The following is a 21,325-nucleotide window of genomic DNA, read 5'->3' as shown; positions in this document are numbered from 1 at the left end:
TACTGTGTTACCTAGAATTGATCGCGTCGACTGCATCTTGGGCCGAAGATTCGGCGTTACTGGCCGCGCTTGCGGCGTCTTGCGCGTTGGAATCTGCTTCGTCTGCAGACACCTGCACGGAATTCACTTTTTGAATCAGAATTTGGAATTGTTGCTTGTCATAGTTGCGAATTTGCGTTGCCTCAACGTGGATCAGTGCTCCAAGAATAAGTGTCGCCATGATTAAACCGGCAGATTTCCGAACTCGCTCAAGCAGCATGTTGAATGCCTTCCAATTTCTCGCGTGTGATTTATCGGTCAAAATAACTTTGGACCTACCGTGTCGTAAAAATAGTTGTCGTTGCCCTCAAACACTGGATAAGGCTTGCTCAGCGGCCTCCTGCAAACTATCGCTCGAGACACCTGGAATCGGAAATGGTGCGAATCGCCACCTGACAAGACACAATAGTGCGGATTCGATAACAGGGAAACAACCGCGATTCAGATCGTGCTGGGGTCAACAGCAACGAGCGGGGCTAACCTCAATATCTGGCCCCGGATTTTTTCGTGCGGTCTCGCGTAGCCCTGCAATATATCCCGCCACCGACGCTCCGACATTCCCAGGGCCTTCGCGACTCGGCCTTGTCGATGCTTCGCAAGAACGCAGACTGCCGCGTTAAGTTCGGGATCGCTTTCATCTTCGTAACTGACGGGGTCCGCGCACTCCAGGGAGGCGCCCTTGTCCTCATCTAGTCGGTCGATCTCTTTACCGATACGAATTGGTTCAAAGTCCTCCAAGTGAAGGCGTCCGAGAAGACCTCGCGTGTTTGCCTGGCACGGGCATCCGTCCGGCCCAGCGGCCTTTGCCTCTGGATGTGTCGCATAGCGGTCGATGAATTCGGTCATGCTCGAGACGGGGACGCTGTTCGCGAGTCCCGTACCGCTCCAGTCGAGGGTTACCAGCTCTCCAGTCTTGCAATCAATCCATTTAAGTCGTCTCGACTTGGCTGCGCTCTGCTCGAATGGAGCTATCGGTTGAACCCGATCCCCATCCTCTATTGCGGGTACAACCGTTTGAATAAATCCAAACGGCTTGATTTGGTCGGCGTACGCCCTTGATTTATTGAACTGTTTGAATTTCCGATAAACTTCCGTCTGCGACAGCGGTAGCTTGCGGCGTACCGGCCCGTCAAACTTGATTAATTTAGAACGCCACTTCGAGAACGTATAACCGTAGCGTTCCCCGCACTCCCTAATCAAGATGCGCAGCCAGAGGCGGCGAGACAGCTTCTCTGTGTTTTCCTTGTTGGTTCGACCAATAATTCCGCCCAGACCGCTCTCAGACGCTTTGATTATCTTGAAATGTCTTGATTTCTTGAATAACACGTATCGCTTGGCAGAGATGACCCAGCAGCGGACATTTTCGTGCTCAATTTTCAACAAATTGGGCACTAGTCGAGGATCGTATGGATTCAAACAGTTGAATTCTTGAATGATTTCGCCGACTTGATTTTGCGAAATGCACGGAATGTCAACCGGGCAATCGTCACCCGATACGATTGCTAGACTATCGGTGTCACAGAAGGCGAAACAGCCCCCGGCAGCGTTGACCCGACATTCTGCCATGGCGAGCATGAGGCGCGATCCAGCGGTAACGAACGACGCAACTATCGGGTTGCAAAATCGACCCGGACGCTCGTCTTTGATATTCTTGGAATGAAATTGGTCGTCCGAGTAGACGTCACCGGTGGGCGTCGATTCCGCCGGCGACGGCGTGACATTGACCTCGAAGTTGATTCCGTACGATGCCCCAGCCGCGAACTCTTTGAGAGCTTTATCAAGCCTGCCCAGGTTTTCATCTGACCCGTCTTGATTTGCGCGCTTTGCCTTTTGGCGTTCTTCCACGACCGTCTTGAATATCTGATCGTCAGGATCCAACGTGGCCTGTCCGCGCAAGCGCACTGGATGCAGACTCTGCCTCCCCTTGGGAACGAATTCAACCGCTTCGACGATCTCCGGTGTCGTGTTGCCGAGAAGTCTCGCCTGCACGACATCGGCAAGACAATGCCACCGAAGCTTGTGGCTCGTAAGGTGGGTCACGCTGATCGCATACGGTTGGTCGGAATTCAAGCGAAAGCGCACCGGCAAAATGTCGCCATCGGCCTTGACTCGCACGAGCATCCGTAAGAGCGGCCAGGTCTTTGGGTCGAAGAGTCGGTTGATGGTAATTCGATTTAGCAACTCGCGCGCTTTACGAGTGCATTGGCGAGGTCGAAGTTTCTTTGCTTCGATCAACGCTTGGAGATTTTGGAGCTGAAAGACCGTAGGGTACATGGACGTAAAGTCTACGACCGTCACTGGCACATCGACACGGCGAACACGAGCCTCTGCGCGTCCACCGAAATACGCGCTGCTCGCGTAGCCGAAGTACTTGAGGTCGAACTTGGGCTGCGTTTCGAGCAACGGTTGATAGCCCATCAGGCTCAAGTACTTCTTGCTGACGCTTGCCGTCGAGTAGAGGCGCGTTATCGGCAGCGTGGATTCGGATTGATGGAGTTCATTTTCAAGGGAGGCGAACGGATGCATCAGGTATTCGTCTCGAAGTCGTTCATATAGTGCCCACGTCGCTTCGACGTCTATGTGCGCGTATCGAAGTGCGTCGGGCGTCACCTTTCCAAGATCCTCTGTCTTTGATTTGATTATGGACGCGCAAAATCGTCGGCCCGCCGAGCGCAATGTGTGTCGCTCACCGGTCAGCGCGGTGACGAGCGTACTCAAGTCAAGGAAGCGGCCTGCGAACATCGGACGCTCCCATTTTGCGGGGAACTTCTTGAAGGCGAACCGGATGAACGCGGCTTTCCCAGAGATCGGCTCAATGCCGATACGTGGCCAGCGTATCCGGTTGGAGAGGGTGAACATGAATCGCTTGCGGTTTCTCCCGGTGCCAGTCGTTACACCGAGGGCGATACGTGAGATATCAAACGGAAGGTTGAACCCGACGCAGAGCGAGCCAAGCTGGTAACATTCCGGGTAGAGCACCTTTTCGACAAACTCCGTCAAGGTCATAATTTCGATTTCGTTTTTCTTTGCGAACTCTTCGACGATCTGTCGATCTTGTGGGCGCAGGTCATCTGGGCAGAAAACCCCGTCAAGAACCTTTTGTCCGTCTTCGTAGAGAGCGAAGAATCCATAGAGCAATTTCTGCTTTCTGTCCGTCGAGGTTTCGGTATCCCAGACGAGAGCGCGCTGGCCAAATGGGCGGCTGCGGAATGGCACCGTCGTTATCGTACCGTGTTGATAGCGGTCCTCGGGGCGCGGGTCCGGATGAACCCACGCCCTTACAGCAGTTGAAGACACGCGGATCATCGAGGTGCGGGCTCTGCGATAACGCGATACCAATTCTCGCCGTAGGCAGCTGTCAAGTCCGCGGACGCCTTCACATCCCAGGCACTCCAAGCAAGAAACGCGATCAGCAGCACGAGCAAGAGCATTGCGCCGCCTTGCAGCATTGCCGCTTGTCTCAAGAGCGGATCCTGGTTCGTGTTCGAACGCAAATCAGGATCAAGATCTTCCTGTCGATCGCTGATCTCGTCATGGCAGTTACGACACAACCAGACTGTGGTTTCGCTGTTATTGTGGCCTGCGATATGGTGCCGCTCAAGTGAGCGCGGCTTATCGTAACCACAGATGCTACAACGCGGCGTGTCGGCTTTGAGGATTTGAAGTCGCTTCTCGGTCCGAATGAGCCGCTCGATTTCTTTATTATGATCCATCTCAGTTGTTTCCGACGGAGCTATAGATTTCAAGAACGCTCAACTCGCCCGCGCGAGCAAGCCGGTTCAAGATGCGAGTATCGGTAAGAAATTCGTAACGCTTTCCGTGGACGGCGATGGACTTGTTTCGAAATTCCTTTAGCGCACCGAAGTCGCCGTGGCTAACAAACGCTTTCACGGCGTTATGGTATTTGGCGATCTCCGTCGCCTGACGCGAGCTGTGTGTCACCAGCGTTGTCCTGCCGGTCGGAGCGTAAAAGACAAGCTCGCGACGGAGGCGATCACTATGGCGAACGCCGTACCTGCCGCGCTGCCGAACGATGGCTGATCGAGCGTATCGCAGCACCGTCGGTACCGTCGTTCCAGATTCGCGAGCAGCCTGGGTCAACGACTTTGCATTCCCTTCACGGATAAGCTTGATTGCATCCAGGCTGCTTCTATAACGCATCTCCTGGCTCGTACTGAGCGCTGTGAGCCGTATGCGGCTGGCATTGTGCGATTTGAATCGTCGTTGCATCGTTGCGCCCTCCTTATGGCGCAACAAGTCAAATTACGATTCTCGAAGTTTGACCCTTGTAATTTTGCGTGCTTCTGTGACAAGTTCGACGGGAGCAAAATTCGGCTTAGTCGTATTCTTATAGATGGACACGCAGTCACACTCGTTGGGTGAAGTCATCACAAGACTTCGAAGCCGCGGCGTGTCGCTCACTCCGTCCATATGGAAGACGCTGCGCGACGGCAACGTGGTGCCGCCGCTCAAGCGTATCCCTGGCACAAAGACCTATGGAATGACCGCAAGCGACGAACGGAGGTTGATTAAGCTACTCACGGTCAAGGCTCAGCTCAAAGGAAGATTTCGGTTGGGTGCCCTTGCCCTGGAACTCGCTATTATCGGGGATCGAGATATCCCCTGGGAGCTTGTCAGGACAGAGCTGCGGACGAGGTTGAGCCACTTCTTCGGCCTCGTGCACCGGGCGCTAATTCGTCAGACGCATTTGCCCGGGTCCAAATCCTACACACTCGAAGACATTAAACGGTCCGCGAAGTCCCTGTCGCGTAAAATGTTGAAAGGCGTTCGAACGGAACCTCGATACCTTGACTGGCGTGAGTCGCTGGAAACTCTTTTAGTGGCAATTTTGGGTCAGATCTACTTGCAACTCGATCCACATGAGCTAGAACTCGACCTTCAGTCGGCCCTCCAAGCGTTTCTGGTTCTTTATGACCGCGAGAGGGGGCGGCTTGGCATGACTCGTTCCGAGATTGCCACCGTGGCAAGAGCGGTTGTGTTTATGCTTCGGCCGATGATACCGTGGTTTACAAGAGATGAATCGCAGAACAGTCTTTTCAACGCGGTAGTCCGCGCGACGCATGACGACCTCCAGAGTGCGCTTCGGATCGGACCGTCGTTAAACGAAACGTTGCGATTGGGTCTCGACCAAGTTAGGCGAGCCTTGTCGGATGCAAAGGTCACAAAGCTCAATAGCATCGTCCTCAGCGAGGATTTCCGGGGTCTCCTCAAAGTTTTCATTTTGGTAACCATTCTGGAGTCGCGCTCTAATCCCAACGCGCTGCCGGTGCTTAATGAACTTCGCGGCGGATCATCGCCAACTGCGCTGTCTATCCTTTCGAATCTCGCTGGAATGCTAACTAGTATGACCAAAGCAGAAAGGCTGCGACATGATCGAGCGAGCGCAACCAACGCCAAGGGAAAGCGAAATCCTCGTCGTCGAAGGATACGTCGCCGAAATCAAAGTTGATCAAGGTCACCTGATAATCTGCGATGGCTTCCCGAGCGAAGGATCCGGTCGCGAAATTCACTTCCCACGAGGCAAGTGCGCTATTGATCGGTTAGTTGTTCGCGCACCCGCCGGGGTTATCACTATCGGGGCACTCGACTGGTGCAACCGCATGGGAATTTCGGTCGCGATAGTCGGCTCCGACAGTCGTCTCATAAACTGTCTCATTCCAGACGCTCCTCACGATGGCCCGATTAAGCGAAAGCAAGCGATAGCCGGAGCAACGGATTTTGGAGTGGATCTTTGCCGGTGGCTCCTAAGACGAAAATTTTCCTCACAAATCGAGACGCTTTTTGCACTTGCCTCGATAACGGTGGACAAAATTAACGCCAAAATTAGCGCAAATCCTAGCCCCGAAATTCTAGTCAAAGCTTTGGGCGAAGAGATTCGTTTTTGCGAGGCGGCCCTATCGACTTGCAATACCCTCGACGGCTTCTTAGCCCTCGAAGGGACTGCGGCTAAGTCGTATTGGCGTTTTCTGACGGGAAGAGCCCTTCCGTGGCCCCTGTGGACCCAAAAGCGCATTCCGGCGCATTGGCGAGCCATTTGCGCGCGAGATACGGGCAGTCGGAGCCAGGTGCGGGATGCTCGCGACCCGTTCAATGCTATTCTGAACTACAGCTATACGCTACTAGAGGTCGAGGCGCGGATCGCATGCGTCGCCCACGGCCTGGACCCCGATCTGGGGCTACTCCACGTCGATGACCGGCTTCGGGAGTCGTTCATCTTCGATTTTGTCGAACCGCTGCGCGCCAAAGTGGATCTGTCGGCTTTAGAGCTGATCTCGAAAGCTGGTTTGCGTCCGTACATGTTCCATGAGCTTCGGGATGGCGTCGTGCGACTCGACCCGGATTTCGCCAAATCGCTAGCGCAAAATCTCATGCCGAAGATGCGGGGTCCGGCGATGGATCTCGCGAGTCAGTATGTGACGCAGCTTCGGAAAGTGGAGATTCCGTACAGACTTCAGCGGTTCGGAGGCAAGCGAAGTACTCTAGCTCCCGAAGCGGTTTCGGCAGCGAATTGCGGCTATTGTCAACAGCCGCTCCACAAGAAATGTCTTAAGTTCTGCGGTCGCCGGTGCTATCTACGGCACACGGTTGAGATTCGGCAGCCGATCAAGGCGGCTCAAGCAAAGCTGTCCGAGATGAGGGCGCAGGGGTTGAGTCCGGGGCATGGAGGCAGGGCAGCTGAAATTCGAGGCGCAAAGATTGCTGCGAGCAATCGGCGACGGCTCGGTGAAAAACGCGCGCGCCGGAGGCAACAGGAAGCCAAATGACGCAAAAGTCTGTGAGACGCCGGTCAATTGTGACCTTAATGGTGAGTCGCCACAAGTCGATTAGAAGAATTCTTACACAGTCGATATTTCCGTTTTGCTCTCGCCGGATTGGGTGGCCGTGAGCCTCAAAAGCGTCTACAAGATCATTTGCTACGGTAAAGAGATTGCCAGGAAGGCTCGACGACTGGGATGGCTGCCTGGTGCGCGATACACGAACTTAAGAGATTTGAGGGGAGTGGAATCGGTCGGCATGATCGATGTCGACTGGGAAAACTACGATTTTGATCGGCACCTACGAGCGGTCAAGCTGCATTGTCCGTTGTTCACGGTCGCGCGAGACCTCGATGATGTACGCAGGCTTTCCGAACTAAAGGAGCAGGCTCAGAAACTGCGCGAGTATGCGTCATGGGTTATCGTTGTGCCCAAAATCAGACAATTTAATGTGATTCGGCCCAGCATTTCTCATCGCCGCCACGTCTTGGGCTTCAGTATGCCATCAGGCTATGGGAAGACGCTTACTCCGACGGATCAATTTTTGAGCGCCCCAGTTCATTTGCTGGGTGGGCGACCGCTTGCGCAGCGTCAAATGGCTCAGTCAATGGACGTAGTTAGCTTCGATTGCAACTCTATTACAATTGATGCGGCCTTTGGCAAATACTTTGACGGCCGAGGTTTTCAACGACATCCCCGCGGGGGCTACGTTCGATGCATATTGGAATCCATGCGCAGCATTAATGAACTTTGGGACGACTACCGTGTCTCTTGACGACCCACGATCTCATCGAAGTGAGTTCCTGCTCAAGGTGTACGACACGTATAACGCCGAGATCGGTCGCCACTTCGGGCTTGCATGGCAAGCCGTGTCAATTTTTGCGGCCTCGCTGCTCGCCGTTGCCACGTCGGCTATTCATTCCGATGTGTTACCAACTTGGATCGTCGCGTCACTTTACATTGTCCTTGTAACATGGGCAATCCAGGTTGTCTTGGACGCATCATTCTGGTATAACAGAAACCTTGTCGTGATCGCGAACATCGAGCGCCAATTCTTGAGTGATGACGACGACCGGAACATTCAATGGTACTTCAAGACTCACAGGCCAACAAACAAGCCCATAACGTTCATGCGCAGTTTACTACTGTTTCTGCTTGTCACGGCGCTCATCGTCGTAACGTTCTATTTTGTTTTTCCGGCGCTCGCAGGGCAATCATGTTTTTACAACATGGCGCGGAACTATGTGCCTGCCTTGGTGTTAGTCTTGGCAATCGCTGTGTTGCGGGGTTTCTCTCAGGAGAAAAACAGAGAATATACTGATTTTCTGACACATGCTCCCGGAGTTGATCGTGGTGCCCCAAAGTTTCCAGCTCCGGAACATGACTTCTCGGAGCGGCCGGGACTTTCGCCCTTAGCGAAGGCCGTCGCGTGGTTGGAAGATACCTTGTTAACCTGGATTGGAACTAGTCTTCGTCGCTAGATTTACGACCGTTTAGTCCCGAGAGCGCCACGTGAACATTAAGTGGACAATATCCGATGATGGTGAGTGGTCGTTCGCCGAGCCGCTCCCGTTGACTTTCAATCCGATTTATTCACGTGATCTGCCGCGGTACTTGACAGCCTTCAACAGACTATTTGAGGCAGCGAAGGCTAAATCTGAATTCGACTTCATCCTGGCGCTTGTACACAAGGAACGCGATCTCTACTCCGACCCGTTTGAAACGACAAAACGAATCTTTCCCAAAATTATCGCTCTCCACGCGTCGCTGCCAAACTATGATCTTGAAGTTACCATTGGGCTCTGGCTTTACGGCCATATTGTCGAATCATACTACCCGTATCAAGTTGTAGCTGATTTGATTCACATCGCTTCGGGCCACCCTCACCGAACCCTAGTTTTTGAGCGCGATGGCGACGGAGCTGAGCTGTCTCCCGGCCGAAAGATACAACAACTCCGACAGCTAACCTCGGACCCGATCCATAGGGCAGCACTAAGACCGTTCAGAGAGTCCTGGAACGCAAACTTGCGAAACGCAGTTTTTCACTCCAACTACACGATTGTGGGTGATAAAGTGAGATTGCCAGGAATGAGAACGGAGATGCCTGTGATAACTGTGATGTCCAGAGTAAATAGAAGTGTCGCTGCGTTTGAGGCGCTTCTGCACGTCGAGGACTATCACCGGCGACGGTACACCAGGCCGGTAGAGATAGAAGCTCCCGTCTATTTCGCGCACGAGGCGGGTACTTCTGTAACCGTTCTGGTCCGAGACAACTATGGACCAGTTGGCATTTATTCGACGGTTAGGGACATCGACGTCGAATCACCTGTGATACTGGGAAGAATGACACGCTCAGAGTACGAGCTCGTGCAGAAGGGCATTTTTCACTTTCCAGCGGCGCGGTCCGATTAAGGTGGTTCGGCATCGTTACGCGGTTAGGCAAGACAAGATATGCAACAAGACTCGAACGATTCTCGCAAGTCACGCGTAGTTGGGTCACCTTCAGCCGACTTCAATCTGCATTCGCTTGGGTGGAAGGCCTTCCAAGATCTGTGCGCGACAATTCTACAAACCGTTCTTAATCGACCCGTTCAAACATTCGCCGCGACACATGACGAGGGCCGCGACGCGACATTCCGCGGCGAACCACCAAACGCCTTAACTGTAGTCCAATGTAAGTCCACTTCAATCGCGGATTCTCTCATTTCGCTTTCAGACCTGAAGGACGAAATTGGAAAGGCGGCACGACTAGCTGCCAATGGACTAGCTGACTCATACATATTGATGACCAACGCAAGATGTACGGCAAAATCTGAAGCCAGAATTAGGGTTGAGTTTCTAAGCATTGCAGGCATAAACGATTTCTCAATATATGGAGCGGACTGGATCAACCTCCAAATTGCACAAGACAAGAGATTACGCGCGCTCGTACCACGACTTTACGGTCTAGGAGACCTCAGCCAAATTCTCGATGAGAGAGACTACGATCAAGCCCTGGAAATCCTAACGTCTATGGGGCCCGACCTTTCGAAGCTTGTGGTAACGCAAGCTCAGCAAAAAGCGGCAGAAGCGCTAATTGATGAGGGTTTTGTGCTTCTTCTTGGAGATCCCGCGACTGGCAAGTCTACGATCGCAGCCGGGCTAAGCGTTGCTGCAATTGATTTATGGCGAGCACGTCCATTGAAATTGACCTCTCCAGAAGAGTTTAAGGATCATTGGAATCCGCACGAACCCGAGCAGTTGTTTTGGTTTGATGACGCCTTTGGTACAACCCAATACCAGCTATCTGTTGCAGACCACTGGAATCGTATTATTCCTCACATGAGAGCGGCACTTACTAAGGGCGCGAGAGTACTTCTTACGTCGCGCACATACATATACCAGCGAGCGGTACTAGACCTAAAAATAGACGCCTTTCCATTGTTTAGGGACTCGCAAGTCGTAATACAGGTACGCAATCTTTCGCTCGCAGAGAAATCTCAGATTCTTTACAATCACATCAAACTTGGCGGTCAGTCGAAAACATATAAGAAACAAATCCAACCGTTCCTGCGCGGCGTTGCGGAGAATAAGTGGTTCTTACCGGAGACGGCCCGACGACTCGGCAACCCTGCGCTTACTCAGAATTTGCAATTCACTCAAGCCGCCGTTCGTCACTATGTCGAGAATCCTTTACCAATGTTGCTGGAGATCATTCAAACTGCGGACAGCCATACCCGCGCAGCGCTCGCAATTGTGTTTATGTCGGGCAATCGATTGCCAAGTCCCATCGAGTTAACAGATGCATCTAAGAATGCTATCAAACGGTTGGGATCTAACGAAAGTAGCGTCTACGTCGCGATGGAGGCGCTAAAGAACAGTCTTGTAAAGCTGGTAACAGCCGATGGGTCGAAATATTGGGCATTTCAGCATCCGACAGTCCGAGATGCCTTCGCGATCTTCGTAGCCAATAGCGCAGAACTTGTCGATATCTATATTGCTGGCACACCCATCGACCAACTCGTCGAGGAAGTCGTGTGCGGCGCCGTTTCCATACTTGGGGCAAAAGTTTCGGTTCCGAGACATCGCTACGATTCCGTCGTCGAGCGCCTCGGAACTCTAAATACCGAAAAGGTTGCCTCATTCTTGATGACCAGATGTGATCGAAGCTTTAACGAGCGCTTCCTACAAGCGTATCCGGATTTCTTCGCGAAGCTTTGGCCGCCGAACGCATACGCAATCTACCTTCCACTCGGGAAACTCGTTGTGCACCTTGCGGCTTTGGACTTACTGCCCGAGGACGTCCGCACAGCGTTCGTCAAGAACTTCGAAGCAACAATTGAGGCCGGCGACCTCGAGCCGATGGCTGATGAGATGATAACTCAGGTGTTGACCGACGACGAGCGGTCGGACATTCGCGGATTCATTCGATCAGAGTATTTTAACCGTTTTGACGAATATATTGATTTATTTGAAGCGAATTGGGATTCTGGAACCAACCCTGAGGAGCATTACTCTTCACTATATCGCTCACTAGAAGTAGTCGAGGAGATGGGTTTTGCTGATCCTAAAGTAACGAAGGAAATCGACTCGGCTAGAGCCATGATAGACGACAAAATCGCTGAGTTGGAGGATCAATTTAATCCAGGTGATGACTCTGATCAATATTACGGTGACGACATAGGTGGCGGCTCCATTGAGCCCGCTGTAGATGATTCAATTTTCTCAGATATCGCTGAGTAGGTTCTGCGTCGAGCTTTCAACTATCGCGTCCCCTATCGCGGGAAACCGGACGTTTGGGTTGCTTTGTGTAGTATCCCTCTGCGAACCCAAGCGAAGCCATAAGACATTGGTTGGCGACGACGCCCTGAACAGAATCATCGGCTCCAGGATGCGAGCGCGCAAAGGCGGCGCGGCCGTCGCGGATAGCGCCCGCGATATCTTCGATTGACATGAAACCGCCGCTCTCGTCCGCCTGAAGGCCGCCGCCGTCGCCCCCGCCGTGATCGACAAGGTCGAGCCAGACGTCGGAATGCGCGAATGCGGGATCGGATGCCCTTGCCTCAAGAGTCCGCTGGACAAATGCGGTGAGCGTCTGGCGGCTGGACATATCCTTGGGAGCTGTGACGCGCGTGATGTGCTGCGTACCAGATTGGATGATCGATGACTCGGTTCGAAGGTCTCCCGCCCCGAACGGCGTGCGCGGCATCGACGTGGTATCTTCGACGACGGCCTTGAGATCGGGATTGGCGGCGGTGGTCTTGATGAAATCGGTGACGTTGCGTTCCTGCGCGGCGTCGAGATTGTTATCGCCGTCTCGATAGACGCCGAAAACGACATGGTGACGAGTGGTCTGACCTACGGCGATCGCATCCATGACAAAGCCCTCCGCAAGCGCGCTACAGTGCCGGCGCGTTCACGTTGCGCGAAGAAGCCGTCAAGGCGTGGGGAGGGCCCAGGTAGAGATAAGGACGCCGCCACGGATGCGGCGAACGCCCGAGCGTGCAAAGCACCCTTGAAATGCGGTGGCGCGCCGGCGCCGTCTGGTTTTACTGGGCGGCCGCGTTCGCGGTCGCAGCGGCCGTGCTCCGCGCGTACGGCCAGACCTGGGCGGGAGCTTTGAGCTTCGGCGTCCTCCAATCGCCCCTGACGGCTGCGGCGCGTGCCGGCAACAGTGTCGGCGCTCTCGCGATAGCGGTCACCTTCATCGTCTTCATCGGATGGTTCGCTGGTACGGGAAAGACATGGGCATTCGCGCTCGGCATGCTTGCGTACGCGGCAGACGGCGCGCTCTCCGTGATGGATCGCCAGTGGGTCGCCGTCGCGCTGCACGTCATCATCTTATTCTTCATCTATCCAGGGATGGTCGCGGCCGGGATGCGCCGAGAGAACGAAGCCTTGACGCGCGACCTTGCGATCCGCGCTGCGCTCGCGAAAGACAAAGCGTCGCGCCCAGTCACGAACGACGACGTCGTGAAGCCTGCGTCGGCGGATCCGCTCGACGCGCCGGCTCCGTACCGGCCCGGCGTGTCAGCGCCGCCAACCGACGAGGAATGATCTTGGACGCAAGCGAGCTGAAAGCGCTCATCCGATCGATACCGGATTTTCCCATTCCCGGCATTTTGTTCCGCGACGTCACGCCGCTCTTAAAGGATAAGGTTGCATTTCGCTCAGCAGTCGATCTCATGGCCGCGAACTACGCGAATGCGAAGGTCGACTACGTGGTGGCGATCGAGGCGCGCGGTTATATCTTCGGCGCGCCGATCGCGTACAAGCTCGGCGCCGGATTCATCCCGGTACGCAAACCGGGCAAACTGCCCTACGAGAAGATCAACGTCGACTACGAGCTCGAGTATGGGACCAATACGCTGGAAATGCACGCCGACGCGCTTGCGAACGGCGAACGAGTACTCGTCGTCGACGACTTACTCGCGACCGGCGGAACGGCTGCTGCGACCGCGCAGCTTTTGAGAAAATTTGGCGCGCACGTTTTGGGCTTCGCCTTTTTGGTCGAACTGAAAGAATTGGGCGGCCGCGCCAAACTGCCCGGCGTGGACGTTCGCTCGTTCGTCGAGTACTAAGCGCATGATCGGTGCGGCGTCCGGGCGCGGCGAAAACGCGGTCCGGCGAATCACGCGCGTGCCGATGGAAGAGTGGCAAGCGTCCGATGCCGCTTCGCCGGCGCCGACATTCTTCGCGCGTCCGGGTTGGGCTCGAGCGCTCGCATCGGCGGACCCGCGTTTCAAAGTGTCACCGGCCCGCTGTGAATTCGCGGATGGCACTTTCGTGGACGTGCCGCTCGTCGCCGAACGCGGCCGGCTCGGTTGGACGGAGTACAGCGGCTTGCCGCTCGAAACGTACACGATCGCGCGCGAGCGCGGCGGCGCGCTCGCAACACCGGAGCGCGCCACTGAAGCGTTCCGAGCGATCGTTCGACGCCTTGGCCAGCGGTGCCGAATCACGCCGTGGCCCGCAGCCTACGCCGACATCGATATTTCAGACTGCGAGAACCGGGCGCGCGAAACGTCGTTGATCGATGTCTCGGGCGGCGCAGAAGCGGCCATCGACCGAATGGAAGGTGTCGTGCGCCGCATGGCAGGTCAGGCCGAACGGCGCGGCGTCGTGTGCGCGCGCGTTGCCGACCCGGTCTCGGCCGTGGACGAGTACTACGCGATGCTGACCGCCGCGGCCGCGCGATGGGAGCGCGGGAGACCGAGTTTTTCCAAAGCGCTTTTGCGCGCGGTCGTGGAGTACGGCGGACCGGACGTTGAAATATGGTTTGCACGATTCGAAAATGCGCCGATCGCCGGCGGCGTCGTGTTGTTCGGATCCGAGGAGCTCATGTTCTGGAGCGCCGCGATGCTCTCCGAGCAAGCGACGCTGCGTCCGAGCAACGCGCTTAATGTAGCACTCATCCGACGAGCCGCCGAGCGAGGGGTTCGTTGGTACAACCTCGGCTCGAGTGAAGGTCTTCCCGGCGTCAAGCGATTCAAGGAAGGCCTCGGTGCATTTTCCGTCGCGTACAAAACGTTCGAGCGCACTTCCGCATTGTATGCCGCATACCGGAAACTGCGCGCGAAAAAGAAATAAAATCGGACCCATAGGACCAAAGGGCGGCAGGCACTCTTCCCCAAGCGACAAATCATTTCATCAGGTTCGACCGCCGGGAATATCCGGCGCGAGAATCTTGTTGTGAGATGACGATCGCGGCACTTGGGGGGCTACGACTGATCACCTTGAAAAAGATTTTTGTTCGCATTGCGATGCTCGCCGCCGCCGGCTGTATAACGTCGGCGGTATCCGCGTGCGGTCACAGCGCGCTCGCACCCGAGCCGTGGCTCACCACCGCGCCGATCGACGGATCGGTCGGGCCCGGCGGCGGTCCGACGATGTACGCGAAGAGTCCGTACTTCGAAGATACGACCGACGGTTTCCACGCGATCCAGATCTTCGACCAGGACAGAAATAACATCATCAGCGTACCCGAAGCTGCCGATAGCGGCAATCGATACGGCGCCGTCTGGGGCAATCGCAGCGCGACCGCGATCGCGTGGCAGACGCGCAACGCCGGCCTTAGTCCGCTTCTCTACACCCCGTTCGACACCGATTCACCGGATCTCGGGCACGGTCTGAGTTGGTGGAAGGCGACCCATCCGGATTGGATCCTTTACGAGTGCGATCGCACGACGGTCGCATACGTGAGCGGACTTCCAGAAGTGCCGCTTGATTTCGCAAATCCCGCCGTTGCCGCATATCAGTCTGCCACGCTCGGCTCCTACGCTATTGCGAACCAATATAGCGGCCTCGCAGCTGATATCGTCGACATGACCAACAACACCGGTAATCCCCAGCGCGGACGCGGCGGATGCGGTGTTTGGAAGAACAATCACACGAAGTGGGTCCAGCGTTTTTCAGGCCAATCAACCGACCCGCTCTGGGACGCCGCGCTTATCTCCTGGGCGAAAACGCTGAGCTCGGCGCTGCATCATTCGTTCGCAACGCCGCTGGCGCTCGCGGTGAATACAAGCCCCGTATCCTATGCCGGCCCGGTCAACGGCGCGGGCGGCGACCCGAACGTCCGCAGTCTCTTCGACAACGTGGACATCGTGTTGGATGAAGCCGGTTTCTCGATTTGGGGGAACTACGTCGGCGACACAGGTTTCAACAACGTCGTGCATTGGGCGGAGTACGTGCAGTCCCAAAGCAAGGCGTTTATCTTGGCCGACGATTGGAATCTGCAGAAGAGCGTGCCGACCACGCATGAAGTCGACTATTCGCTGGCCACGTACCTGATGGGGAAAGAACAAGCCTCCGCACTGTACATCGGCAAGAACGACATGTACGGCGCGCAGAACTACTATCATCAGTACACCGCTTCGATCGGGAAGGCGTGCGCCCCGATGTACGGCGGCCCCAACGATCAGAAGTTCAAGGGCGAGCGGGTGTACCTGCGGGTGTACAGCGGCGGCCTTTCGATCGTCAACGTCGACCAGCACAAGCAGTTCCAAGTCAAACTGCCCAAACCGCAGTACACGAACATCGAGGGCGGCACCGTGCGGAGCCCGGTCACCATCGGACCCAATTCCGGGCTCGTCCTCTTGAGCCCGGGCGGGTGTTCGTAAGCGAGGACACTGTTCTATCCAACGCACCCTCGATTGTGAGGGCCGTCAACGTAGCTGAGTAGCCGTCTCCATATAATGAGGCTGCGCTTAGAAAAAGCGCATCTCGTTGTTTGGGGAAACGACTTGAATATTCGGCTATCGTTGAAGAGGAACGCCGCCCTGCTCGCCGGCGCGGCCCTCGTCTCACTGAGCGGCTGCGGCGGGCACGGCGCGGCAAACGTGCTCGGGCTCACCGTACCGGGTAGTGCGACACAGTCGGCGGCGTCGCAGTTCGTGATCGGGCAAGTACCGGAATCGAACCCGCCGATGGGGGGACCGCCGCACCAACCGCCCCCGCACGGTCAGGGTTTCTTCCCCGACACGACGGTCGGCATCCATGCACTTCAGATCTTCGACCAAGACCACGGCAACATGATCACCATCGGTCAGGGCATCGCTGACGGCTCGCGCTACGCGTCGGTATGGGGCGTGCGCACACCGAGTATGGCGGTCGCGTGGCACACGAACAACGTCAACCTCAACGCGCTGATCTACACGCCGTTCGACACCGACGCCACCGGCAGCGGGCTCAACGAACCGACTTCATGGTGGCTTGCGAATCATCCGGACTGGATCTTGTATGAATGCGATCGTTCCACGATCGCCTATGTGGGCGGACTTTCCGGCGTGCCGCTCGACATCTCAAATCCGGCGGTGATCAAGTATCAGATGTCGCTGCTGGGCGGCTTTGCGGAGGCGAACGGCTACAACGGGGTTGCCGCGGATATCGTCTCGCTCGACAACAACACCGGCCATGTCGATTCCGGCCACGGCGGCTGCGGCGTCTGGCAAGCGAATCACACCGTCTGGGTGCAGAAATTTTCCGGCGCGAAATCGGATCCGGCGTGGGCGACGGCCGCGATCGGATGGGTGACGTCGGCGCACGCGGCATTGCACAATCCGCGGACCTATTCGCGTCCGCTCGCGCTCGCCATCAACACGGCCGTGAACGGGTATGTCGCGCCGGTCAACGGTGTGGGCGGAGACCCTGGTGAACGCGCGATCATCGGCAACGCGGACATCGTGTTAAACGAGTCGGGATTCGCGGACTGGGGCGGCTACGTGTCGGACCATGGTCTCGTCAACGCCGTCGGCTGGATGGAATACGCGCAATCGCTCGGCGAAGGCACCCTCGTGGCGGACGACTGGAATCGGCAACACCAGCCGCCGACAATCCCGCAACTCGATTATTCGATCGCCACGTATCTGATGGGCAAAGAGCAAGCCGCGGCGCTCTACGTCGGCAGCAATTCGATGTACGGCAAAGAGAACTACTATCCGCAATATCATGCGGCGGTGGGCACGGCGTGTGCGCCGATGTACGGGGGCCCGTCGGATCCGCCTTTCACCGGCGAGGATGTCTTCTTCCGCAAATACAGCGGTGCGCTCGCTGTAGTCAATGTAAGCGCCAAGAAGACCTACGTGGTGAAGCTTCCAAAGTCGTCGTATACGAGCATCGAGGGCGGCCAGGTCAAGAGCCCGCTATCGATCCTCCCGGATACCGGCTACGTGCTGCTCACGACAAACGGCTGCAGTTAATCAGGTCTGAAGGGGCCGACTGACGTCGGCCCCTTCATCTTCCCGGCGAGGGGTTCTTCGCGTAATCGAATAACTAGAACCCGAACGCCATGGCTTCCGATTTTTCGCACCTGCTCGAGCGGGTGAAATCGTACCAGCCGAACCTCGACGCCGCCTGGCTCGAAGGTGTGTACACCTTCGCGCTCTCCGCCCACCACGGCCAGACACGCGCCAGCGGCGAAACCTTTATCTCCCATCCCCTCGAAGTGGCCACGATCCTCGCGGACCTCGAAATGGACCCGGCCTCGATAGCCGCGAGCTTGCTCCACGATGTGGTCGAAGACACGACGATCCCGTTAGAAGAAGTCGAACGGCGCTTTGGACCTGAGATCGCCGGGCTCGTCGACGGCCTCACGAAGCTCACGAAAATCCCCTACCAATCCAAAGAGGATATCCAGGTCGAGAACCTGCGCAAGATGTTCCTCTCGATGGCCAAAGACATCCGCGTCATCATCATCAAACTGGCAGACCGCCTGCATAACATGCGGACGCTGCATAGCCTGCCTCCCGCCAAGCAGCACGACATCGCGCAGGAGACCCTCGAGATATATGCGCCGCTCGCGCACCGTCTCGGCATCTATAAGATGAAGTGGGATCTCGAGGATTTGGCGTTGCGCTACCTGGATGCCGCCGGCTATCGCGATATCGCCGAGAAGGTCGCAAAAAGGCGCAACGAGCGCGAGCAGCTCGTCGACACGGTCGTGCAGCAGGTGTCGCAGCGATTCGCCGCAAGCGGGATCGAAGCGGACATCAGCGGCCGACCCAAGCACTTTTTCTCCATCTATCAAAAGCTGCAACGCGGCAAAGAATTCTCCGATATCTTCGATCTCATCGCGATCCGCATCGTCGTCGACTCGGTGCACGATTGCTACGGCGCGGTAGGCATCGTTCACAGCCTTTGGACGCCGCTTCCAGGCCGCTTCAAAGACTATGTCGCCATGCCGAAGACAAACGGCTATCAGTCCATCCACACCACCGTGATCGGACCGGGCGGCGATCCGCTGGAGATCCAGATCCGCACTCGCGAGATGCATCGCACGTCCGAGTATGGCATCGCCGCGCATTGGCGCTACAAAGAGGGCGGCCGCGGCGACGATCTCGATCAGAAGCTCTCATGGCTGCGCTCGCTGCTCGAATGGCAAGAAGACATGCGCGACAGCCGCGAGTTCATGGAACATCTCAAACTCAATCTCTTCGACAACCAAGTCTTCGTCTTCACGCCCAAGGGCGACGTCATGGGCCTCAGCGTGGAAGCAACGCCGCTCGATTTCGCGTACCACGTGCACACATCGGTGGGCCATCATTGCGTCGGCGCAAAAGTGAACGGCAAGATCGTGCCGCTCGATTATACGCTGCACACGGGCGACATCTGCGAAGTGATGGTCAACAAGAATAGCGCCGGGCCATCGCTCGACTGGATCTCGATCTGCAAGACGTCGAGCGCGAAGCACAAGATCAAGCAATGGTTCCGCAAGAACCGGCGCGACGAAAATATCAGTTCCGGGCGTGAGGCATTCGAACGCGAAGTATCACGTCAGCAGCTCGGCTCGATCGCCACGGTACCCTTCATGACAGCGCTCGCGTCGCGCCTGAATCACGCGTCAGTCGACGATCTCATGGCAGCGATCGGTTTCGGCGATCTCTCGCTGCAGTCGATCATCGCAAAGCTGCGCGAAGAAGCGCGCAAGCAAAACGTCATCTCGCTCGATGGGCGATTGAAATCCTCAGTGCTTCCGGCGCGCCGTCCAAGCGTCCGTCGAGCGGCCTCCGGCATCTCGGTGCTCGGCGCCGGCGACGTGCTCGTCCGTTTTGCCAAATGCTGCATGCCGGTGCCCGGCGACCCGATCCTCGGATTTATCTCGCAGGGCAAAGGCGTGTCCGTCCACCGCGTTGATTGCCCGAACGTCGGTCACATCATGTCGCAGCCGGAGCGGCTCATCGACGTCGCCTGGGACGCCGCGCCGCGCGAATCGCACCAGGTCGACGTCGAAGTGGAGGCGCTCGACCGCCCGGGACTCCTGCAAGACATCATGGCCGTGCTTTCCGAGCAGAAGACGAACGCGACGTCGGTCACCGCCCGCGTCAAACGCGACCGCACCGCGACGATTTCGTGCAGCCTCGAGATCCGCGATCTCGATCACTTGAGCCGCATCCTCGGAAAGGTCTCGAAGGTCCGCGACGTCCGCAACGCCTATCGCGTCACGAAGCGGGAAGCGCGCGCCGGATCGTAGCCCAGCGATGAGAGCGGTCGTCCAGCGCGTCACTTCCGCGAGCGTCGCTGTCTCCGGCACGGTCGTCGGCGAGATAGGCCGCGGTTTTCTTGCATTGATCGGCGTCGCCCGCGACGACGGCGACGCCGACATCGAGCTCATGGCATCGAAGATCGCCGGCTTGCGCATCTTCGACGACGCGTCCGGCGACATGAATCTGGGCTTGCGCGACGTCGATGGCGCGATACTCGCCGTCTCGCAATTCACGCTATACGGTGACGCGCGTCGCGGGCGGCGTCCGTCCTTTATCGAAGCGGCGCCCGGCGAAGCGGCGCGCGAGATCTTCGATAACGTCGTGGCGCGGCTGCGCCGCGAAGGCCTGACGGTAGCCACCGGCGAGTTCGGCGCGGACATGCAGGTCCGGCTCGTCAACGATGGCCCCGTGACCATTCTCCTCGACTCGAGAAAGTCGTTTTGAAGCAGCCGCGTCTCACGGTGGACTCGTCTGCGATCGAACGCAACGTCGAAGCGTGGCGGCGCATCGTCGCGCCGCGCATGCTCTGGCCCGTGGTGAAGTCGGATGCATATCGCATGGGTGCGGCGACCGTCGCGCAACTCTGCGTGCGAGCGGGCGCGCCCCGTGTGGCCATCGTGGACGTGGATGAAGCGTCCGCTTTGCGCGCCGCCGGAGTGGACGTTCCGCTCGTCCACGTCGCGACCACGCCGAGCGATGTCCTCGCCGACGCCGTGCACCTGAACGTGATCCCTACGGTTGAAGACGTCGGCGCTGCGCGCGCGCTATCGGCGATCGCGCAGTGGAGAGGCGGTCGCGTCCGCGCGCACGTTGCGGTCGACACGGGCACCGGATGGAGCGGCGTGCCGGCGTGGCGGACCCCAGCGTTTGCTTCCGCGGTTTCCGATCTTGACGGCATCGACTGGGAAGGCGCGTGGACGCACGTCGCAAGCCGTGAGTCGCTGCACGATCAATCGGTGGCGTTTGCGGGAGCGCTCGCTTCGCTTCGGCTCGCCGGGCTTGCCGTGCCGATCGCGCACATCGGATCGACGGGCCCAGTCGTGTGGGGCTGCGGAGGCGACGCGGTGCGGATCGGCATCGGGCTGTATGGGGCTTCGCTCGGCGACGCGTCGATAGCGACGCAGTTAAAAACGGCCGTCGAAGTGCATGCGACGGTCGTCGCGTACAAACGCTTCGACGTCGCCACGCCGCTCGGGTACGGCGGGCACGACGTCGCTCAGCCTGGCGATGCCGTCGCCACGCTCCGGCTCGGGTATGCGGATGGGATGCCTCGAAAACGCTCGACGAGCGGCGTCGTCCGGCTGCGCGGCGCGGCGTGCCGGATAGCCGGCGCGATCGGCATGAACTTCACGATGGTGTTCGTTCCGCCGGAGATCAGAGATGTGTTGAACGTCGGCGACGATGCGCTCGTGATGGGCGAGGCCGACGGCGTGCGGCTCGATGATCTCGCGGCGGCCGCCGATGTGACGCCGCACGAGGTTATCGTCGGCTTCGGCGCCGCCCTCCGCTAAATGTAGGGCGGACCTTTATGGTCCGCCGGGCAAATGT

At 57.3% G+C, this 21,325-nt stretch carries 19 protein-coding genes; 14 read left to right on the top strand and 5 right to left on the bottom strand.

What is annotated here, in order from left to right:
* Positions 1 to 7 precede the first annotated feature (7 nt).
* The 4 genes from VKT51_08850 to VKT51_08835 all read right to left on the bottom strand — a co-directional run bounded on the left by VKT51_08850 (position 8) and on the right by VKT51_08835 (position 4,269).
* Positions 8 to 259 carry an alanine-zipper protein gene (locus VKT51_08850; GenBank protein ID HLJ84262.1) on the bottom strand — a complete coding sequence of 84 codons (252 nt, stop codon included), beginning with the start codon at positions 257 to 259 and terminating at the stop codon, positions 8 to 10.
* Positions 260 to 480: 221 nt separating this feature from the next.
* Positions 481 to 3,345 carry a hypothetical protein gene (locus tag VKT51_08845; protein HLJ84261.1) on the bottom strand — a complete coding sequence of 955 codons (2,865 nt, stop codon included), beginning with the start codon at positions 3,343 to 3,345 and terminating at the stop codon, positions 481 to 483.
* Entirely contained in the window at positions 3,342 to 3,590 is a 249-nt protein-coding gene (locus VKT51_08840) for a hypothetical protein (protein ID HLJ84260.1), read from the bottom strand. The genes VKT51_08845 and VKT51_08840 overlap by 4 nt, the downstream gene beginning before the upstream one ends.
* A 163-nt stretch (positions 3,591 to 3,753) precedes the next feature.
* Complete coding sequence (locus tag VKT51_08835) at positions 3,754 to 4,269, bottom strand: hypothetical protein (protein ID HLJ84259.1); 516 nt, start codon at positions 4,267 to 4,269, stop codon at positions 3,754 to 3,756.
* Between the two features lie 181 nt (positions 4,270 to 4,450).
* Between VKT51_08835 and VKT51_08830 the strand changes: the two genes are divergently transcribed.
* From VKT51_08830 to VKT51_08805, 6 genes are all read left to right on the top strand, one after another.
* The gene (locus VKT51_08830; GenBank protein HLJ84258.1) at positions 4,451 to 5,509 is read left to right on the top strand and encodes a hypothetical protein; all 1,059 of its coding nucleotides are present in this window, start codon (positions 4,451 to 4,453) and stop codon (positions 5,507 to 5,509) included.
* Positions 5,430 to 6,824, top strand: coding sequence for a CRISPR-associated endonuclease Cas1 (gene cas1, locus VKT51_08825; protein ID HLJ84257.1), 1,395 nt, complete (start codon positions 5,430 to 5,432; stop codon positions 6,822 to 6,824). The genes VKT51_08830 and cas1 overlap by 80 nt, the downstream gene beginning before the upstream one ends.
* 112 nt (positions 6,825 to 6,936) lie before the next feature.
* Complete coding sequence (locus tag VKT51_08820) at positions 6,937 to 7,590, top strand: DUF6610 family protein (GenBank protein ID HLJ84256.1); 654 nt, start codon at positions 6,937 to 6,939, stop codon at positions 7,588 to 7,590.
* A complete protein-coding gene (locus VKT51_08815; GenBank protein ID HLJ84255.1) occupies positions 7,580 to 8,296 on the top strand; it encodes a hypothetical protein in 717 nt (238 codons plus the stop codon). Before VKT51_08820 ends, VKT51_08815 begins: the two co-directional genes overlap by 11 nt.
* 31 nt (positions 8,297 to 8,327) lie before the next feature.
* Complete coding sequence (locus VKT51_08810) at positions 8,328 to 9,227, top strand: hypothetical protein (GenBank protein ID HLJ84254.1); 900 nt, start codon at positions 8,328 to 8,330, stop codon at positions 9,225 to 9,227.
* A 39-nt stretch (positions 9,228 to 9,266) separates the two neighbouring features.
* Entirely contained in the window at positions 9,267 to 11,537 is a 2,271-nt protein-coding gene (locus VKT51_08805; protein ID HLJ84253.1) for a restriction endonuclease, read from the top strand.
* A gap of 16 nt (positions 11,538 to 11,553) precedes the next feature.
* Here VKT51_08805 and VKT51_08800 read toward each other — a convergent pair whose 3' ends face one another.
* Positions 11,554 to 12,171, bottom strand: a complete 618-nt coding sequence (locus tag VKT51_08800) for a hypothetical protein (protein ID HLJ84252.1) — start codon at positions 12,169 to 12,171, stop codon at positions 11,554 to 11,556.
* A 143-nt stretch (positions 12,172 to 12,314) separates the two neighbouring features.
* Here VKT51_08800 and VKT51_08795 point away from each other — a divergent pair, with 143 nt between their 5' ends.
* The 8 genes from VKT51_08795 to alr all read left to right on the top strand — a co-directional run bounded on the left by VKT51_08795 (position 12,315) and on the right by alr (position 21,288).
* Positions 12,315 to 12,851 (top strand): hypothetical protein, encoded by a 537-nt coding sequence (locus VKT51_08795; protein ID HLJ84251.1) that lies wholly within the window; start codon positions 12,315 to 12,317, stop codon positions 12,849 to 12,851.
* Positions 12,848 to 13,375 (top strand): adenine phosphoribosyltransferase, encoded by a 528-nt coding sequence (locus VKT51_08790; protein ID HLJ84250.1) that lies wholly within the window; start codon positions 12,848 to 12,850, stop codon positions 13,373 to 13,375. Before VKT51_08795 ends, VKT51_08790 begins: the two co-directional genes overlap by 4 nt.
* Before the next feature lie 4 nt (positions 13,376 to 13,379).
* Entirely contained in the window at positions 13,380 to 14,384 is a 1,005-nt protein-coding gene (locus VKT51_08785) for a GNAT family N-acetyltransferase (protein HLJ84249.1), read from the top strand.
* Between the two features lie 146 nt (positions 14,385 to 14,530).
* Complete coding sequence (locus VKT51_08780) at positions 14,531 to 15,916, top strand: hypothetical protein (GenBank protein HLJ84248.1); 1,386 nt, start codon at positions 14,531 to 14,533, stop codon at positions 15,914 to 15,916.
* A 141-nt stretch (positions 15,917 to 16,057) separates the two neighbouring features.
* A complete protein-coding gene (locus VKT51_08775) occupies positions 16,058 to 17,494 on the top strand; it encodes a hypothetical protein (protein ID HLJ84247.1) in 1,437 nt (478 codons plus the stop codon).
* Positions 17,495 to 17,583: 89 nt separating this feature from the next.
* Entirely contained in the window at positions 17,584 to 19,764 is a 2,181-nt protein-coding gene (locus tag VKT51_08770; GenBank protein HLJ84246.1) for a bifunctional (p)ppGpp synthetase/guanosine-3',5'-bis(diphosphate) 3'-pyrophosphohydrolase, read from the top strand.
* Positions 19,765 to 19,771: 7 nt separating this feature from the next.
* Complete coding sequence (gene dtd, locus VKT51_08765) at positions 19,772 to 20,221, top strand: D-aminoacyl-tRNA deacylase (GenBank protein ID HLJ84245.1); 450 nt, start codon at positions 19,772 to 19,774, stop codon at positions 20,219 to 20,221.
* A complete protein-coding gene (alr, locus tag VKT51_08760) occupies positions 20,218 to 21,288 on the top strand; it encodes an alanine racemase (GenBank protein ID HLJ84244.1) in 1,071 nt (356 codons plus the stop codon). The genes dtd and alr overlap by 4 nt, the downstream gene beginning before the upstream one ends.
* The last annotated feature ends 37 nt before the right edge of the window (positions 21,289 to 21,325 follow it).

This window comes from Candidatus Eremiobacteraceae bacterium (assembly GCA_035295225.1).
In the GTDB taxonomy this organism is placed as follows: domain Bacteria; phylum Vulcanimicrobiota; class Vulcanimicrobiia; order Eremiobacterales; family Eremiobacteraceae; genus JABCYQ01.
Note: the sequence above shows the minus strand (reverse complement) of the source record. Positions and strands in the feature narration are given on the sequence as shown.